At 67.6% G+C, this 15592-nt stretch carries 13 protein-coding genes; 7 read left to right on the plus strand and 6 right to left on the minus strand.

The features are described 5' to 3' along the window. Positions 1 to 35 precede the first annotated feature (35 nt). The 5 genes from N8I71_RS11095 to N8I71_RS11115 all read right to left on the minus strand — a co-directional run bounded on the left by N8I71_RS11095 (position 36) and on the right by N8I71_RS11115 (position 6697). Positions 36 to 1739 carry an ABC transporter ATP-binding protein gene (locus tag N8I71_RS11095; RefSeq protein WP_262878050.1) on the minus strand — a complete coding sequence of 568 codons (1704 nt, stop codon included), beginning with the start codon at positions 1737 to 1739 and terminating at the stop codon, positions 36 to 38. Continuing rightward, positions 1739 to 2692, minus strand: a complete 954-nt coding sequence (locus tag N8I71_RS11100) for an ABC transporter permease (RefSeq protein ID WP_262878051.1) — start codon at positions 2690 to 2692, stop codon at positions 1739 to 1741. Before N8I71_RS11100 ends, N8I71_RS11095 begins: the two co-directional genes overlap by 1 nt. After that, complete coding sequence (locus N8I71_RS11105) at positions 2689 to 3666, minus strand: ABC transporter permease (protein WP_262878052.1); 978 nt, start codon at positions 3664 to 3666, stop codon at positions 2689 to 2691. The genes N8I71_RS11100 and N8I71_RS11105 overlap by 4 nt, the downstream gene beginning before the upstream one ends. A gap of 54 nt (positions 3667 to 3720) precedes the next feature. Beyond that, positions 3721 to 4677: a glutathione S-transferase family protein gene (locus tag N8I71_RS11110; RefSeq protein ID WP_316249250.1), complete on the minus strand. Its 957-nt coding sequence runs from the start codon at positions 4675 to 4677 to the stop codon at positions 3721 to 3723. Between the two features lie 430 nt (positions 4678 to 5107). Further along, a complete protein-coding gene (locus N8I71_RS11115) occupies positions 5108 to 6697 on the minus strand; it encodes an ABC transporter substrate-binding protein (protein WP_262878054.1) in 1590 nt (529 codons plus the stop codon). A gap of 176 nt (positions 6698 to 6873) precedes the next feature. On the opposite strand from N8I71_RS11115, the gene N8I71_RS11120 reads away from it, so the two are divergent. The 7 genes from N8I71_RS11120 to N8I71_RS11150 all read left to right on the plus strand — a co-directional run bounded on the left by N8I71_RS11120 (position 6874) and on the right by N8I71_RS11150 (position 13794). Then, positions 6874 to 7545 carry a Crp/Fnr family transcriptional regulator gene (locus tag N8I71_RS11120; RefSeq protein ID WP_262878055.1) on the plus strand — a complete coding sequence of 224 codons (672 nt, stop codon included), beginning with the start codon at positions 6874 to 6876 and terminating at the stop codon, positions 7543 to 7545. Positions 7546 to 7707: 162 nt separating this feature from the next. Continuing rightward, positions 7708 to 8223 carry a YeeE/YedE family protein gene (locus tag N8I71_RS11125; RefSeq protein ID WP_262878147.1) on the plus strand — a complete coding sequence of 172 codons (516 nt, stop codon included), beginning with the start codon at positions 7708 to 7710 and terminating at the stop codon, positions 8221 to 8223. Between the two features lie 5 nt (positions 8224 to 8228). Next, positions 8229 to 8666 (plus strand): DUF6691 family protein, encoded by a 438-nt coding sequence (locus tag N8I71_RS11130; protein ID WP_262878056.1) that lies wholly within the window; start codon positions 8229 to 8231, stop codon positions 8664 to 8666. 22 nt (positions 8667 to 8688) lie between these two features. Further along, positions 8689 to 9573: an MBL fold metallo-hydrolase gene (locus N8I71_RS11135; protein ID WP_262878057.1), complete on the plus strand. Its 885-nt coding sequence runs from the start codon at positions 8689 to 8691 to the stop codon at positions 9571 to 9573. A gap of 84 nt (positions 9574 to 9657) precedes the next feature. Next, entirely contained in the window at positions 9658 to 11331 is a 1674-nt protein-coding gene (locus N8I71_RS11140; RefSeq protein WP_262878058.1) for a bifunctional protein tyrosine phosphatase family protein/NAD(P)/FAD-dependent oxidoreductase, read from the plus strand. A 62-nt stretch (positions 11332 to 11393) separates the two neighbouring features. Continuing rightward, a complete protein-coding gene (locus N8I71_RS11145) occupies positions 11394 to 13151 on the plus strand; it encodes a SulP family inorganic anion transporter (RefSeq protein ID WP_262878059.1) in 1758 nt (585 codons plus the stop codon). Positions 13152 to 13212: 61 nt separating this feature from the next. Then, complete coding sequence (locus N8I71_RS11150; protein ID WP_262878060.1) at positions 13213 to 13794, plus strand: peroxidase-related enzyme; 582 nt, start codon at positions 13213 to 13215, stop codon at positions 13792 to 13794. A 41-nt stretch (positions 13795 to 13835) separates the two neighbouring features. On the opposite strand, the gene N8I71_RS11155 is transcribed toward N8I71_RS11150, so the two are convergent. After that, on the minus strand, positions 13836 to 15578 hold the full coding sequence (locus tag N8I71_RS11155) for a tetratricopeptide repeat protein (protein WP_262878061.1): 1743 nt from the start codon (positions 15576 to 15578) through the stop codon (positions 13836 to 13838). Positions 15579 to 15592: the final 14 nt, after the last annotated feature.

Below are 15592 nucleotides of genomic sequence, written 5' to 3' on the forward strand. Positions count from 1 at the left end.
CTGGCGAAAGCGGTGGCTCGGCAGAGAGGCTCCCCTCACGCCACCGCCAGCCCCTCGTCGCTCAGCCCGTCCAGCCTCGGCATCAGCGACAGGAGGTGCTGCGTATAGGCATGCTGCGGATCGGCAAACAGCGCCTCCGTCTCTGCCACCTCCACCAGAACGCCGTCCTTCATTACCCCCACCCGGTCGCACATCTGGCGCACCACCGGCAAATCGTGGGAGATGAACAGCATCGTCAGGTTCAGGTGCTCCTGCAGATCCTTCAGGATGTTCAGGATCTGCGCCTGGATCGACACGTCGAGCGCGCTCGTCGGCTCGTCGCAGATCAGGAATTTCGGCTGGGTCGCCAGCGCGCGGGCGATGGAGATCCGCTGCCGCTGACCGCCGGAGAATTCGTGCGGATATTTCAGCCCCGCCTCCGCGCCGAGGCCGACCCGGTCGAGAAGCTCGCCCACCCGTGCCTTGAGCGCGTCGCCTGCGAGAATGCCGTGATGCTTCGCGGGCTCCGCCACGATGGCGTCCACCCGCATCCGGGGATTGAGCGAGGAATAGGGGTCCTGGAAGATCATCTGGATCTCGCGGCGGTACCAGTCGGGCACGCCCATCGGCCCCGCCGTCACGTCCTGCCCCCTGTAGCGCACCGTGCCCCCGTCCACCGGGTAGAGCCCCGCGATCATCCGCGCGATGGTCGACTTGCCCGAGCCGCTTTCGCCCACGAGGCCGAAGACCTCGCCCTGCCGGATCTCGAACTTCGCCTGATCGACGGCGGTGAAATATTCCCGCCGCGACGGCAGGATCGCGGCCTTCGACACGAAGCGCTTTGTGATCCCGTCGGCCTCGATCAGCGCGCGGCCCCGCTCGGAGGTGTCGGTTGGCCAGCTCCGCGCAAGGTCCTCGATGGCAAAGCCCGTGATCCGCCCGCCATAGGCGATGAGCGGGAAGCGGTGAAGCTTCACCGTCGGACGCGGCACGGCGGCGATCAGCGACTTCGTATAGGGATGCTGCGGGCGGCCCAGCACCTGCGCCGTCGGCCCGCTTTCCACCACCTCGCCCTGGTACATGACGGTGACGACATCGGTCGTGTCCGCGATCACGCCCATGTCGTGGGTGATCAGGATCACGCCCACCTGCCGCTCCCGCGCGAGTTCTTTTATAAGATCGAGGATCTGCGCCTGGATCGACACGTCGAGCGCAGTCGTCGGCTCGTCGGCGATGATGACGTCGGGCTCCGAGCACAGCGCAAGCGCGATCACCACGCGCTGTCGCATGCCCCCCGAGAACTGGTGCGGATACTGGTTGGCCCGCTGCGCCGGGTTCGGGATGCCGACCCGGTCGATCAGGTCGACCGCGCGCTTCTCCGCATCTGCGTCGCTCAGGCCCAGATGCGCCTGGATCGTCTCGACGAGCTGCTGCTTGACGGTGAAGAGCGGGTTGAGCGAGGTCAGCGGGTCCTGGAAGATCATGGAGATCTTCTTGCCCCGGAGTGCCTGCATCGCCTCGGCGTCGAGGCCGGAGATCTCTTCGCCCCGGAACCGTATGATGCCCCCGGAGATGCGCCCCGGCCGCTCCAGCAGGCCCATGACGGCGGCTCCGATGGTGGACTTGCCCGCCCCGCTCTCGCCCACGAGGCCGTGGATCTGCCCCGGCTCCACCGTCAGGTGCGCGTCCTTCACCGCGACGAAGGTCTGACGGCGGGTCGGAAACTCGACCGTGAGGTTCTCGATTTCCAGCAAGGCCATCAGCGCAGCCTCGGGTTCAGCGCGTCGCGCAGCCAGTCACCCAGCAGGTTCACCGCGAGCGCAAGGGCCAGAAGAACGCCGGCCGGGAAGAACAGGATCCACCACTCGCCCGAGAACAGGAAGCCCTGCCCGATCCGGATCAGCGTGCCGAGCGACGGCTCCGTCGGCGGCGCCCCCACGCCGAGGAAGGACAGCGTCGCCTCCGCGATGATGGCCAGCGCGAGCGAGATCGTCGCGATCACCAGTACGGGGCTCAGCACGTTGGGCAGGATGTGCCGCATCATGATGGCGAAGGGTGAGCGCCCGATCAGGCGCGCCGCCTGCACGTATTCCTTCGATTTCTCCACCAGCGTCGCCCCGCGGACTACGCGGGCGAACTGCACCCAGTCCGAAAGTCCGATCGCGATGATCAGCACCCAGATCGCCACCTCGTTGCGGTATTCGGGCGGCGTGATCCCCTTGGCGATGCCGAAGATCAGCATGGCAACGAGGATCGCGGGGAACGTCAGCTGCACATCGGCGATGCGCATGATGACGGTGTCGATCCAGCCCCCCACGTAGCCCGCGATCAGCCCCAGGGTCACGCCGAGGATCAGCGCGAAGGCCACCGCGGCGAAGCCCACGAATAGCGAGATGCGAAGCCCGTAGAGGATGGTCGAAAACACGTCCCGCCCCTGGTCGTCGGTACCCAGCAGGAACGTCTCGCCGGTGAACATGTTGGCCTGCCCAGGGGGCGTGAAGCCGTTCATCAGGTTCAGCGTGGCGGGGTTGAACGGATCGTGCGGCGCGATCAGCGGGGCAAAGACCGCCGACAGGATCAGCAGAAGCGTGACCGCCGCCGAGATCAGCGCCACCGGCGAGCGGCGGAAGGAATGGGCCACGTCGCTGTCCCAGGCCATGGCGATGCGGGAACGGGCGCGTTCCGCCTGAACGGTGTTCGGGCTGTCTGTCATGACGTCTTCCCGTCGATGCGAAGCCGCGGGTCGATCGCGACATAGAGGAGGTCCACGACCAGGTTGATCGCCACGAACATCACCGAGATGAGCATGAGATAGGCTGCCATGACGGGGATATCGACGAACTGGATGGCGTTGATGAACAGAAGGCCGACGCCGGGCCACTGGAACACCGTCTCGGTGATGATGGCAAACGCGATGATCGACCCCAGCTGCAGACCCGTCACCGTGATGACCGGCACCAGCGTGTTCTTCAGCGCATGGCGGAAATGGATCGTCCGGTCCTTCAGCCCGCGGGCGCGCGCGAAGCGGATGTAGTCCTGCCGCATCACTTCCAGCATCTCCGAGCGCACCAGCCGCATGATCAGCGTCATCTGGTAAAGGCCCAGCGTGATAGACGGCAGGATCAGCGCGATCAGCCCCGATTTGGTCAGGAACCCCGTGGACCAGCCGCCCAGGTCCACCACCTCACCGCGCCCGAAGGACGGCAGCCAGCTGAGTTCCACGGCGAACACGTAGATCAGCAGGATGCCGATCAGGAAGGTCGGCAGCGACACCCCAAGCAGGGACAGCGTCATGATCGCGTTGGCGGCGAACCCGTCCCGCCGGATCGCCGTGAAGATGCCGAAGACGATCCCGAAGAGCAGCGCGAAGGCCCCCGAGACAGCGGCCAGTTCCAGCGTGGCGGGCAGGCGTTCGGCGATGATCTCCGCCACCGGCCGCCCCTGCCGGTAGGAGATCCCGAGATCGCCCTGCACCGCGCGGACGAGAAAGTCCCAGTACTGGATGAAGAACGGCTTGTTCAGCCCCAGGCTCTCCCTCAGCCGCTCGATGTCCTCCATCGTGCGTTCCTGCCCCAGCATCGTGTCGATCGGATCGCCCACGAAACGGAACATGGCGAAGGCCACGAGGCCCACGACCAGAAGGACGAGCACCGACTGCAAGACCCGTCTCAGGATGTAGCTGAGCATCTGCCTGGCTCTCCCATTCGCGTCCCGCCGTGCTGCACGCTGCCGGCCACGCGGTCAAGTCCCGAGCGGGCCGGCGCCCCCCGCCTCCCCCGCGCTGCCCGTGTTCCAGTCGATCTCCGGCCCGGCGGGCACGATCCCCAGCGGATTGCGAAGCGCGGAGGGCGAGAAATAGCCCCGTTTGTAGATGTCGAAGTCGACGGTCGCCGCGACGCCCGGCCGGCGATGGATGCGCCGCGCATAGTCCCAGAGGCGCGGATAATCCACGAGCCGCCGGATGTTGCACTTGAAGGCGTAATGATAGGCCACGTCGAACCGCGCCAGCGTGGGAAAAAGGCGCAGGTCCGCCTCGGTATACCGGTCCCCGCACAGAAACGGCCGGTCCGCCAGCGCCGCCTCGACCGCGTCGAGCGTGGCGAAGACATCCGCGACCGCCCGGTCATAGGCCTCCTGCGTCCGGGCGAAACCGGCGCGGTAGACGCCGTTGTTGAGGTCGCGGTGGATCCGCGCGTTCCAGCCCTCGATCTCGTCCAGCAACTCCGGCGGCGCGAGATCGGGCCCCGGAAAGGCGTCGTTCAGCATCCGCACGATCTCGGCGCTCTCGTTCGACACCGCGCGCCCGGCCACCTTGTCCCACAGAAGCGGCACGGTCACCCGCCCCGTGTAGGGCGCGGCCTCCCTCGCATAGACCTCGTGCAGCGCCGCGACCCCGAGCGCGGGGTCGGAATACGCCCCCTCCGCATCGAAGACCCAGCCCGCCTCGGTCCGCCTGGGCCTGGCATGGGCGACGGAGACCGCGTCCTCCAGCCCCTTCTCCACCCGCATCAGCAGCGCCCGGTGCGCCCAGGGGCAGTTCCAGGCGGCATAGAGGTGATAGCGCCCCACCTCCGCCGGAAAGCCCGAGGATCCGTCGCGCGTGATCCGGTGCCGGATCGTCGCCTCGGCGCGCCGGAACTCCCCACCCTCGACAGTATCGGGCCCCGGATCCTCCACATGGTAGACCCCGCCGATCATCACGCCCAAGCGCCCGCTCCTTCATCTTTCTCCAAATACGCATCCGGCCGGAGGCCGCCGGCGCGGCGACGGCCCCGCACGGGGCCCGAGCCGGGCCGGGATCCTCACGTCACTCCATACGCACCCGGCGCGGGATAAGGAAGTTGTCGGGCCGCCGCGTCACCTCGACCCCGTTGCGCGCCCCACAGAAGCGGCCGCACGTAAAGCGGCACGTGGACCATGCCCTCCTCGATGATGGGCGCTCGAGGAGCCGCCGAAGTTCAAGGTCCCCGGCGACCAGCCGGGGAGATACGTGTCGGAATTGTCCTCGCGCGGCTGCCGCCAGCCGTTCGACACCGGCATCGCGTCGAGCGTCGCGGTCCCGCGGACAAAAAGGAAGGGGGCCGGACGGTCCACCCGTCCGGCCCCCGCCTTCCGCATCGAAACGGCGTCAGTTGGTCTCGAAGTACTTGAACTTCACCTGGTCGTCGGCATCGACAAGGGTGCTCCAGCCGTCCGAGATGCCCCAGTTGAGGATCTGGTTGTGGATCGGGATGTAGATCGTCTCGGCCTCGGCCATCGCGAACAGTTCGGCGATCGTGGCGTTGCGCGCCTCGAGGTCCACGTTCGAGGCGAGCGACTCGATCATCGCGTCCATCTCGGGGTTGGAATAGCCCGTCCCGTTCCAGCTGCCGCGGCCCTCGTCCCTCGTGTGGTAGAGGAAGTTGAAGATGTATTCCGCGTCATAGGTCGGAACGCCCCAGCCGAGCAGGTAGAAGTCCGTTTCGCTATTGGCGATCAGCGGGAAGTGCTGCGCGCGCGGCAGGGCCGAGAGGTTCGCCGTGATCCCGATCTGGGCCAGCATGCCGACCGCCGCCTGGCAGATCGCCTCGTCGTTGATGTAGCGGTCGTTGGGGCAGTCGAGCTGCACCGAGAACCCGTCCGCATAGCCCGCCTCGGCCATCAGGGCGCGCGCGGCCTCGATGTCATAGGCGGGGTATTCGTCCAGTTCCGGCGTCCAGCCGTTCACCGGCGGCGGCGAGATCACGCCCGCGGGGACCGACTGGCCGCGCATCACGACCTGCTGGATGGCCTCGCGGTTGATGGCGATGTCCATGGCCTGGCGCACGCGGACGTCCGCGAAGGGGTTCGCGCCCTCCACGTTGTCAAGCTCGAGATCGTCCGAAGCCACGTCCATGCCGAAGAAGATCACGCGGTTCTGCGGCGCGGTGATGACCTCGATCCCGTCGGCCTCGGCCACGCGCTGAAGGTCCTGCACCGGTACGTCCTGGATGAAGTCGACCTCGCCCGTCAGAAGTGCCGCGACGCGGGTCGCGGGGTTCTGGATCGGGGTGAAGACGATTTCGGAGGCCGCGAGCGGGAACTCCCCGATGCCCCAGTAGTCGGGGTTGGCGGTCAGGACGGTGCGCACGTCCGCCTCGCGACTCGTGAGGACGTAGGGCCCGGTGCCGTTGGCATTGCGCGCCGAGAACGTGTCCTCGCCCGCGGCGTAGTCCTGCGCCGCTTCGGCGCCGTTCGCCACGGCCCAACCCTCGTCCATGATCATGATGTTGGTGAGGTTGTTCGGCAGCAGTGGGTTCGGTCCGTCCGTCACGATCTCGACCGTGTAGGGCCCGGTCGCGCGCACCTCGGTGACCGAGGACAGGAGTTCCTTGAAGTTCGAGGTCTCCGACATCGCGCGGTTCAGCGAGAAGACCGCGTCGGCGCTGTCGAACTCCTCGCCGCCGTGGAAGGTGACCCCTTCACGGAGCGTGAAGACCCAGACGTTCGGATCGTCCGCCGAAGGCCCCCACGAGGTCGCGAGCGCCGGCTCCATCTCACCGGCCATGTTGCGCAAGATGAGGGGCTCGTAGATCTGATGCATCAGCGTCGTGGTCGGCCCCTCGTTCTGCGCATGCGGATCGAGGGTGAGCGCCTCGGCGGCCCTTGCCCAGCGAAGCGTCTCGGCGGAGACCGCCGTCGCCGTGAGGGCCGTCGTGGCCAGAAGCGCCGCGCCGAAGGCGGCAAAGCGGGTATTCATTGGAAGGCTCCCTGTTCTTCTTGGTTTCCCGGGGCGCGAGTATGGTTAGGAAATCCGGCTTGTCCAGCAACCCCCGCCCATTCCCGGCCGCGGGGTCCGTGTGACGGGGGATGCATTTTGCCTCCGCTCGGAATAGATGCATGATGCGGCATATTTCACCGGGGAGAGGTCCGGACATGGCGGCCATCGCGCAAGACGAGGACTGGACCACCCGGTTCACCGGGCTCTCCCGGCTGGAGCCGCGCATCCGCGAGGTCCTGACCTCGCGCAGCCAGGTGATCCGGGTGCCCGCCGACACCGTCATCTTCGGCCCTGGCAAGTCGCCCGAGAACATGCTTTTGCTGCTGGAAGGGACCGTGCGGGTCCAGCAACTGGCCGAGAACGGGCGCGAAGTTGTGCTCTACCGCGTCACGGCCGGCGAAAGCTGCGTGCTGACCACGGCCTGCATGCTGGCCTACGAGGACTACTCGGCCGAGGGCGTGGCCGAGACCGACATCGTCGCGGCCGCCGTGCCGCGCGCGGTCTTCGACGACCTGGTGTCGACCTCGAAGGAATTCCGGACCTTCGTCTTCACCGCCTATTCGCGGCGGATGACGGACCTCTTCCACGTCATCGAGGATATCGCCTTCCGCCGGATGGACATCCGCCTGGCACAGAAGATCATCGAACGGGCCGATACGGGCGTGCTGAAGGCGACCCATGCCCAGCTCGCCGCCGAACTCGGCACCGCGCGCGAGGTGATCTCGCGCCAGCTGGCCGAATTCCAGCGCCGGGGCTGGGTGACGCTCGGGCGCGGCACGGTCGAGATTCTCGATTGCGACGCCCTTAGAAAGCTCTCCGAAAGCTGAAACCGCCTGTTCCCGGCAGCCGAAAGCCTGGTTTTCGCGCATCTCCGGCGCACGGTTTTCGATTTTCATGCCTTTAAAACAATCGGTTGCCAGCCATTCCCCGCTACATCGGCCGTTATGTGACTAGATCACTGATAGGCCCGCGGAGAATCGCTATTCATCATCCAGCGAACAGGCAGGGGCCGTCGGCGACGCCCCCGCTCACAGATATCGATGCGCGACCGCGCGGGATGGGAGAACCGAATGTTTGAAACCGCCTTTACACCATGGGCCTCGCTCGGAGGCGGCGCCCTCATCGGGCTGGCCGCAGTCCTGCTGATGCTCGTCCTCGGACGGGTGATGGGCGCCACCGGCATCCTGGCGGGCGTCTTCGCCCCAGCCTCGGTCTATGACCTGAGCTGGCGCGTCGCGATCCTGCTGGGCATGTTCACCGGCCCGACCGTCTACTGGCTGGTCACCGGCGGCATGCCCGAGATCACCGTGCCCGCCTCCATGCCCATGCTGATCGTCGGCGGCGTGATCGTCGGCGCCGGCGTCACCTACGGCTCGGGCTGCACCTCGGGGCATGGTGTCTGCGGAATGGCACGGCTTTCGCCCCGGTCGATCGCGGCGACGCTGACTTTCATGGCAACCACCGCGGCGACGGTCTTCGTCGTCCGCCACGTGATCGGAGGCTGACCGACATGCGCCTGATCCTCGTTTACCTCATCGGCGTGATCTTCGGCACCGGGATCGTCGTCTCCGGCATGGCCAACCCGGCCAAGGTCATCAACTTCTTCGATGTCGCCGGCAGCTGGGATCCCTCGCTGGCCTTCGTGATGGGCGGCGCGCTCGTCGTCACCGGCATCGGCTACCGCCTCGTCTTCGGGCGTCAGCGCCCGCTTTTCGAGGGCAGGTTCAACCTGCCCACCGCCCGCAACCTCGACGCGCGCCTGATCGGCGGCTCGGCCGTCTTCGGCGTCGGCTGGGGCATCGCGGGCTTCTGCCCGGGCGGCGCGCTGCCCGCGCTCGGCACCGGACGGATGGACGTCATCGTGTTCGTCGCCGCCATGCTCGCGGGCATCTTCGGCGCCCGCTACCTGCAATCCCTGTCGCGGCCCAAGGCGACCGCGACCTCGTGACCTGACCTGGAGGAGACTGAAAATGTCCGACTTTCCCGTTAACATGAACATCCGCCCCGAGGTCGAGCCCTTCTTCGACCCGGCCACCAACACGATCTCCTACGTCGTGAAGGACCCCAACTCCGACAGCTGCGCGATCGTCGACAGCGTCATGGACATCGATTACGCCGCCGGCCGCATCACCTACGACAGCGCCGACGCCATCATCGCCTACGTCAAGGAGAAGGGCCTCAAGGTCGAGTGGCTGATCGAGACGCATGTCCACGCCGACCACCTCTCGGCCGCGCCCTACATCCAGGAGCAGCTGGGCGGCAAGATCGGCATTGGCAAGAACATCACCGTGGTGCAGGACACCTTCGGCAAGGTCTTCAACGAAGGCACCGAGTTCCAGCGTGACGGCAGCCAGTTCGACGCCCTGTTCGAGGATGGCGACACCTACGAGATCGGCGGTATGCGTGCCTTCGCGATCTACACGCCCGGCCACACGCCCGCCTGCATGACCCATGTCATGGGCGACGCGGCCTTCGTGGGTGACACGCTGTTCATGCCCGATGGCGGTTCGGCACGGGCCGACTTCCCCGGCGGGGACGCGGGCACGCTCTACGACTCGATCCAGAAGGTCCTGAGCCTGCCCGACCAGACCCGGCTCTTCATGTGCCACGACTACGGTCCGAACGGCCGCGACATCCAGTGGGAAACCACCGTGGCCGAGGAGAAGGAGTTCAACATCCACGTCGGCGGCGGCAAGTCGAAGGAGGACTTCGTCAAGTTCCGCACCGAGCGCGACGCGCAGCTCGACATGCCCAAGCTCATCATTCCCTCGCTGCAGGTGAACATGCGCGCGGGCGAGGTGCCGAAGGACAAGGACGGGCGCCCCATGCTGAAGGTTCCGGTCAACGCGCTTTGACCGGCCCCCGGACGGGGGCGCAACCCGCGCCCCCGTCCCGCTTTCCCTGAATAGCGCCAGGTTTCATTGGAGGAGGCTCCGGTCATGGACGCCAGAACGATAACGGCCGGCCTTTCGGTCGCCCCGCAGATTTCCCCCGAGGACGTGCAGACGATCGCCGATCACGGGTTCCGGTCGATCATCTGCAACCGCCCGGACGGCGAAGGCATGGACCAGCCCAACTTCGAGGAGATCGAGGCGGCGGCCCAGGCCATCGGTCTGCAGACGCGCTACCAGCCGATCACGGCGGGCAAGGTGCAGGACGAGGACGCGGAGGCCTTCAAGTCCCTGATGACCGAGCTTCCGGGGCCGATCCTGGCCTATTGCCGGACCGGCACGCGCTCGGCCACGCTGTGGTCGCTGGCCGTAGCGAAGGAAAAGCCGGTCGCCGACATCCTCGCCGCGACGCAATCCGCGGGCTACGACATGGGCGGCGTCGTGCGGCGCATCGCCAATGGCGGCAAGACGCCGACCGACCGGGCCGACGCCCGCTTCGACGTGGTGATCGTGGGCGGCGGTGCCGCCGGCATCGCGGTCGCCTCCTCGCTCCGTGCGCGGCAGCCGAACCTCGAGATGGCGATCATCGACCCGGCCGACATCCACTACTATCAGCCCGGATGGACCATGGTCGGCGGCGGCATCTTCGAGGCCTCGACGACCGCGAAGACCATGGGCAGCCTCATCCCCCGCGGCGTGCACTGGATCAAGTCGGCCGTCGCCGCCTTCGAACCCAAGGACAACGCCGTCATCCTCGATGCCTGCCGCGTGGTGAAGTACAAGCGCCTCATCGTGGCGCCGGGGCTGAAGCTCGACTGGCATCGGGTCGAGGGCCTTGTCGAGACGCTGGGCGAGAACGGCGTGACCTCGAACTACCGCTACGACCTCGCGCCCTACACCTGGGAGCTCGTGAAGGGCCTCAAGAAGGGCCGCGCGATCTTCACCCAGCCGCCGATGCCCATCAAGTGCGCGGGCGCGCCGCAGAAGGCGCTCTACCTCTCGGGCGACCACTGGCACCGCGAGGGCGTGCTCAAGGATATCGACATCCAGTTCATGAACGCGGGCGGAGTCCTCTTCGGCGTGAAGGACTACGTGCCGGCGCTGCAGAGCTACATGAACCGCTACAAGGCCGAGCTGAACTTCTTCCACAACCTCGTGGCGGTGGACGGCCCGGCCAAGAAGGCCTGGTTCGAGGTGAAGAAGCCCGACGAGGACGTCCGCACCGTCGAGGTGGAGTTCGACATGCTCCATGTCGTCCCCCCGCAGGTCGCGCCCGACTTCATCCGCGTCTCGCCGCTGGCCGATGCGGCGGGTTGGGTCGACGTGGACCAGGCGACGCTGCGGCACAAGACCTACGAGAACATCTGGTCGCTCGGCGACGTGATGAATGCGCCGAACGCCAAGACTGCGGCCGCCGCCCGGATGCAGGCCCCGATCGTGGCCGAGAACGTCTCGGACGACATCGAGGGGCGCTCGCCCACGGCGATCTACAACGGCTACGGCTCCTGCCCGCTGACGGTGGAGAGGGGCAAGATCGTGCTGGCCGAGTTCGGCTATGGCGGCACGCTCCTGCCGTCTTTCCCGAAATGGGTGATCGACGGAACCAAGGCGACCCGCGCGGCGTGGTTCCTGAAGGAAACCGTGCTTCCGCCCTTCTACTGGAAGGCGATGCTGCGCGGAAAGGAGTGGATGGTGAAGCCCGAGAAGGTCACCGTCCGCTGAACCGGACAAGAGGTGGCGGCCCCGCGTGAGGGGCCGCCCGAGCACAGAAAAGGCCGACTGGCATGAAGACCGACATCCTCGCCATCGCGAAGCGCTATATTCCCGTCCTCGACTGGGGCCGCGACTACAACCGCGACGCGTTCCAGAACGACATGATCGCGGCGGTGATCGTGACGATCATGCTCATCCCGCAGTCGCTGGCATATGCGCTGCTGGCGGGTCTGCCGCCCGAGGCGGGTCTCTACGCCTCGATCCTGCCGATCATCCTCTACGCGATCTTCGGCACCTCGCGCGCGCTTGCCGTCGGACCTGTCGCCGTCGTCTCGCTGATGACGGCGGCCGCGGTCGGACAGGTGGCCGAACAGGGAACCGCGGGCTATGCCATCGCCGCACTGACGCTCGCGGTCCTGTCGGGGGGCATCCTGCTGACCATGGGCCTCCTGAAACTCGGCTTTCTCGCCAATTTCCTCAGCCACCCGGTCATCGCGGGCTTCATCACCGCCTCCGGCGTCCTGATCGCGGCGAGCCAGCTCAAGCATATCCTCGGAATCGAGGCGCACGGGCATACCCTGCCCGAGATCCTCTACACGCTGAACGAGCACATGGTCGACGTGGACCCGGTGACGCTCGCCATCGGTATCGGGGCGACCGGGTTCCTGTTCTGGGTGCGCAAGGGTCTGAAACCCCTCCTCATTTCGCGGGGCGTGAAGCCGAAGCTGGCAGATGTGGCGCAGAAGGCCGGCCCGGTGGGCGCGGTCGTGGCCACGACGCTGCTGGTCTGGGGCCTCGGCCTTGCCGACCGGGGCGTGGCCATCGTCGGCGAGGTGCCGCAGGCCCTGCCGCCGCTGACGATGCCGGGGCTGTCCTGGGACCTCGTCAGCGCGCTCTTCATTCCGGCGCTTCTCATCTCGATCATCGGCTTCGTCGAGTCGATCTCCGTCGCGCAGACGCTCGCCGCCAAGAAGCGGCAGCGGATCGACCCCGACCAGGAACTGATCGGCCTCGGCGCGGCCAATATCGGCGCTGGCTTCACCGGCGGCTACCCGGTGACCGGCGGCTTCGCGCGCTCGGTGGTGAACTTCGACGCGGGCGCCGAGACGCCGGCGGCGGGCGCCTACACGGCCGTGGGCCTCGCCATCGCGGCGCTGGCGCTGACCCCGCTCATCTACTTCCTGCCCAAGGCCACGCTCGCGGCCACCATCATCGTCGCGGTCCTGAGCCTCGTGGACTTCTCCATCCTGACGCGGACCTGGACCTATGCGCGCGCAGACTTCGTGGCCGTGGCCGCCACGATCCTCCTGACCCTCGGCCTCGGCGTCGAGGCGGGCGTCTCGGCGGGCGTGCTCCTGTCGATCGGCCTGCATCTCTACAAGACGTCGAAGCCGCATGTCGCGGAGGTCGGTCTCGTCCCCGGCACGCAGCACTTCCGCAACATCCTGCGCCACAAGGTCGAGACGCATCCCGAGGTCGTGACGCTCCGCATCGACGAATCGCTCTACTTCGCCAACGCGCGCTTCCTCGAGGATCTCGTGCAGGACCGCGTGGTGGAAAACGGGCCGGTGAAACACGTCGTCCTGATGTGCTCGGCGGTGAACGAGATCGACATGTCGGCGCTGGAAAGCCTGGAAGCGGTGAACGAGCGGCTCAAGAGCATGGGCGTCAAGCTTCACATGTCCGAGGTGAAGGGCCCCGTGACCGACCGCCTGAAACGCTCGCATTTCCTCGACGAGATGACGGGACAGGTGTTCCTGTCGCAATACGACGCCTGGCGGACGCTGACGAAGGAAGACCCCGAGCCAGCGCTCGAAGCCGCGCAATAGGCGCCCTTGCGCCGGGCGGCGTGCCTTGCGACGCTGCCCGGACATTGCGGAGGGGAAGAGCATGCCACAGCCCGATCACGTCTCGATCTACGACCTGCCGGAGTTCGACGCCCTCGACCCGGAGACGCAGCGGTATTTCGAGATCTGCGTCGAGAAGCTCGGCCTCGTGCCGAACGTGCTCCGGACCTTCTCGCGCAATGTCGAGAAACTGCGCGCCTTCTCGCAATACTACAACACGCTGATGCTCGCCCCCTCGGGGCTGTCGAAGCTGGAGCGGGAGATGGTGGCCGTCGTGGTCTCCTCGGCGAACCGCTGCTTCTACTGCCTCGTGGCCCATGGTCAGGCGGTGCGGAAGCTTTCGGGCGATCCGCAGCTGGGCGAGATGCTGGTGATGAACTACCGCGTGGCGGAACTGTCGCTGCGCCAGCGCGCCATGCTCGACTTCGCGTGGAAGCTCACGACGACGCCCGCCGAGATCGTGGAGGCCGACCGCGAGGCCCTGCGCGCCGCCGGTCTCGGCCCCGACGAGATCTTCGATCTCGCCGACGTCATCGGCTTTTTCAACATGTCGAACCGCTTTGCCATCGCGTCCGACATGATGCCGAACCCGGAATATCACGCGATGGATCGCGGGGCGGATTAAACCCTTCGGGTCAGCGCGTTACGGCGCGTTCTTCAGGTAACTTACTGCGCCAGCGCCCGCGCCGCGCCCAGGGTCATCGGCCCGACCTGACCGTCCAGCGCGCCCTGGTAGAGCCCGCGCTCCTGCAAGATGCGCTGGAAGGCGATCGCCGTGGCCGGGTCCCATGGCGGGACGGCTCCGTTCACCGTTCCGCGCATGGTTGCGGGATCGACGCCCCCTGTCTCCAGCGCACGGACATATTCCGCCGCCGCACGCTCGGGATCGGCCACGACGCCGATCCCCCGCTCGATCAGGAAGGCCCGGAGCGCCATCGCCGGCGCGTCGCCCTTGTCGGCGAGGAAGCTCACCCAGCGGAGCTGCCGGGCGGGGTTGGGCGTCAGCCCCTCCGCCCCCGTAGCATAGAGCTCGGCCAGCTCGCGCGCGGCATCGTCGTTGCCCGCCCTTGCCGCGCCCGCCAGCAGCGGGATCGCCCGCACCGGGTCGGGCAGGCCGAGGCCCGCGACCGCGTCATCCGGCACGCCATCGCCGTTGAGGTAGGTCTGCGCCAGGCGGTATTGCGCGAAGTGGTAATCCTCGGCGGCGGCCTGCTGCATCAGAGCGATCATGCGCTCGGGGTCGCGCGGCACGCCACGACCGAGCTGATGCATCATGGCGAGTGTCGCCGCGGCCGCAGCATCGCCCTCCGCGGTCGCCTGCTCGTAGAGTTCGACGGCCCGAGGCACGTCCTCGCCGATCGGGCGGATACCGAAATTGTAGTAGTCGCCGAGCCGGGTCAGCGCCGCGGGCACGCCCGCCTCCGCCGCGCGCTCGTAAAGCCGTACGGCCTGCCGATGCTCGCCCGTTGCCTGCGCGATGGTCGCCAGGTGGTAGAGCGCGGGGCCCGCCTCCGGCAGGGCCTGCACAGCGGCCTCGCAATCGGCGCGTGCCGCCGCAAGCGCGCGGAAAAGGGCACGCTGCGCGTCTTCGGACACCGGCACTTCGGCCGAAGGCGGCCCTGCCGTTTCCACGCAAGCCGCAAGCGTGGCTTCTGCCGCGGCGCGCGCGGCCTCCGCCTCGGCCGCAATCCGCGCCGCTGCCTCCTCGGCGGCTATCCGTGCGGCTTCCTCCTCGGCCGCAATCCGCGCCGCCTCCTCCTCGGCGGCTATCCGCGCGGCTTCCTCCTCGGCCGCAATCCGCGCCGCTTCCTCCTCAGCCGCAATCCGGGCCGCTTCCTCCTCAGCCGCAATCCGGGCCGCTTCCTCCTCAGCCGCAATCCGCGCCGCTTCCTCCTCAGCCGCAATCCGCGCCGCTTCCTCCTCAGCCGCAATCCGCGCCGCCTCCTCCTCGGCGGCTATCCGCGCGGCTTCCTCCTCGGCCGCAATCCGCGCCGCTTCTGCCTCGTCGGCCTCGTCGGTCGGGGATGCCTCTGCCGCCTGGCGCGCGCCGATCGCGGCGGAGAGCGCGGCAATGGCCCCATTCGCGACCCGCCGCGCCTCGGCCGCGGCGTCCGTCAGGCGGGCAAGCTCGGCCTCGGCCGCGGCGCGGGCCGCATCGGCCGCCTCGGCCGCGTCCCAGGCGTCGCGGGCCGCAAGCCGGGCCTCGGCCTCCGCGGCGCGCAGCGCGTCCAGTGTCGCGACCGCCGTTTCCCCGGACGTCCCCCCGACCTCCTGCGCCAGCACATGCGTGGGCGACATCGCCAGCACGGCCACCGCCATCCAACCCGATATGCGACCGATCCGTGCCACGGCAAAAACCTCTTTGAAATCATGAAGCCGGTCGAGACGATAGCGATGCAGATTGGCCATGTCGATAGCGCGAT

Origin of the sequence: Roseicyclus sediminis (assembly GCF_025515305.1) — a bacterium.
Classification (GTDB): Bacteria; Pseudomonadota; Alphaproteobacteria; order Rhodobacterales; family Rhodobacteraceae; genus Roseibacterium; species Roseibacterium sediminis.

What these genes read in the sequence shown, in the direction of transcription:
- N8I71_RS11150 (WP_262878060.1), top strand. Translation starts at nt 13,213, where the DNA reads ATGCCACAGCCCGATCACGTCTCGATCTACGACCTGCCGGAGTTCGAC.
- N8I71_RS11115 (WP_262878054.1), bottom strand. Translation starts at nt 6,697, where the DNA reads ATGAATACCCGCTTTGCCGCCTTCGGCGCGGCGCTTCTGGCCACGACG.
- N8I71_RS11100 (WP_262878051.1), bottom strand. Translation starts at nt 2,692, where the DNA reads ATGACAGACAGCCCGAACACCGTTCAGGCGGAACGCGCCCGTTCCCGC.
- N8I71_RS11145 (WP_262878059.1), top strand. Translation starts at nt 11,394, where the DNA reads ATGAAGACCGACATCCTCGCCATCGCGAAGCGCTATATTCCCGTCCTC.
- N8I71_RS11120 (WP_262878055.1), top strand. Translation starts at nt 6,874, where the DNA reads ATGGCGGCCATCGCGCAAGACGAGGACTGGACCACCCGGTTCACCGGG.
- N8I71_RS11140 (WP_262878058.1), top strand. Translation starts at nt 9,658, where the DNA reads ATGGACGCCAGAACGATAACGGCCGGCCTTTCGGTCGCCCCGCAGATT.
- N8I71_RS11130 (WP_262878056.1), top strand. Translation starts at nt 8,229, where the DNA reads ATGCGCCTGATCCTCGTTTACCTCATCGGCGTGATCTTCGGCACCGGG.
- N8I71_RS11135 (WP_262878057.1), top strand. Translation starts at nt 8,689, where the DNA reads ATGTCCGACTTTCCCGTTAACATGAACATCCGCCCCGAGGTCGAGCCC.
- N8I71_RS11095 (WP_262878050.1), bottom strand. Translation starts at nt 1,739, where the DNA reads ATGGCCTTGCTGGAAATCGAGAACCTCACGGTCGAGTTTCCGACCCGC.
- N8I71_RS11110 (WP_316249250.1), bottom strand. Translation starts at nt 4,677, where the DNA reads ATGATCGGCGGGGTCTACCATGTGGAGGATCCGGGGCCCGATACTGTC.
- N8I71_RS11155 (WP_262878061.1), bottom strand. Translation starts at nt 15,578, where the DNA reads ATGGCCAATCTGCATCGCTATCGTCTCGACCGGCTTCATGATTTCAAA.
- N8I71_RS11105 (WP_262878052.1), bottom strand. Translation starts at nt 3,666, where the DNA reads ATGCTCAGCTACATCCTGAGACGGGTCTTGCAGTCGGTGCTCGTCCTT.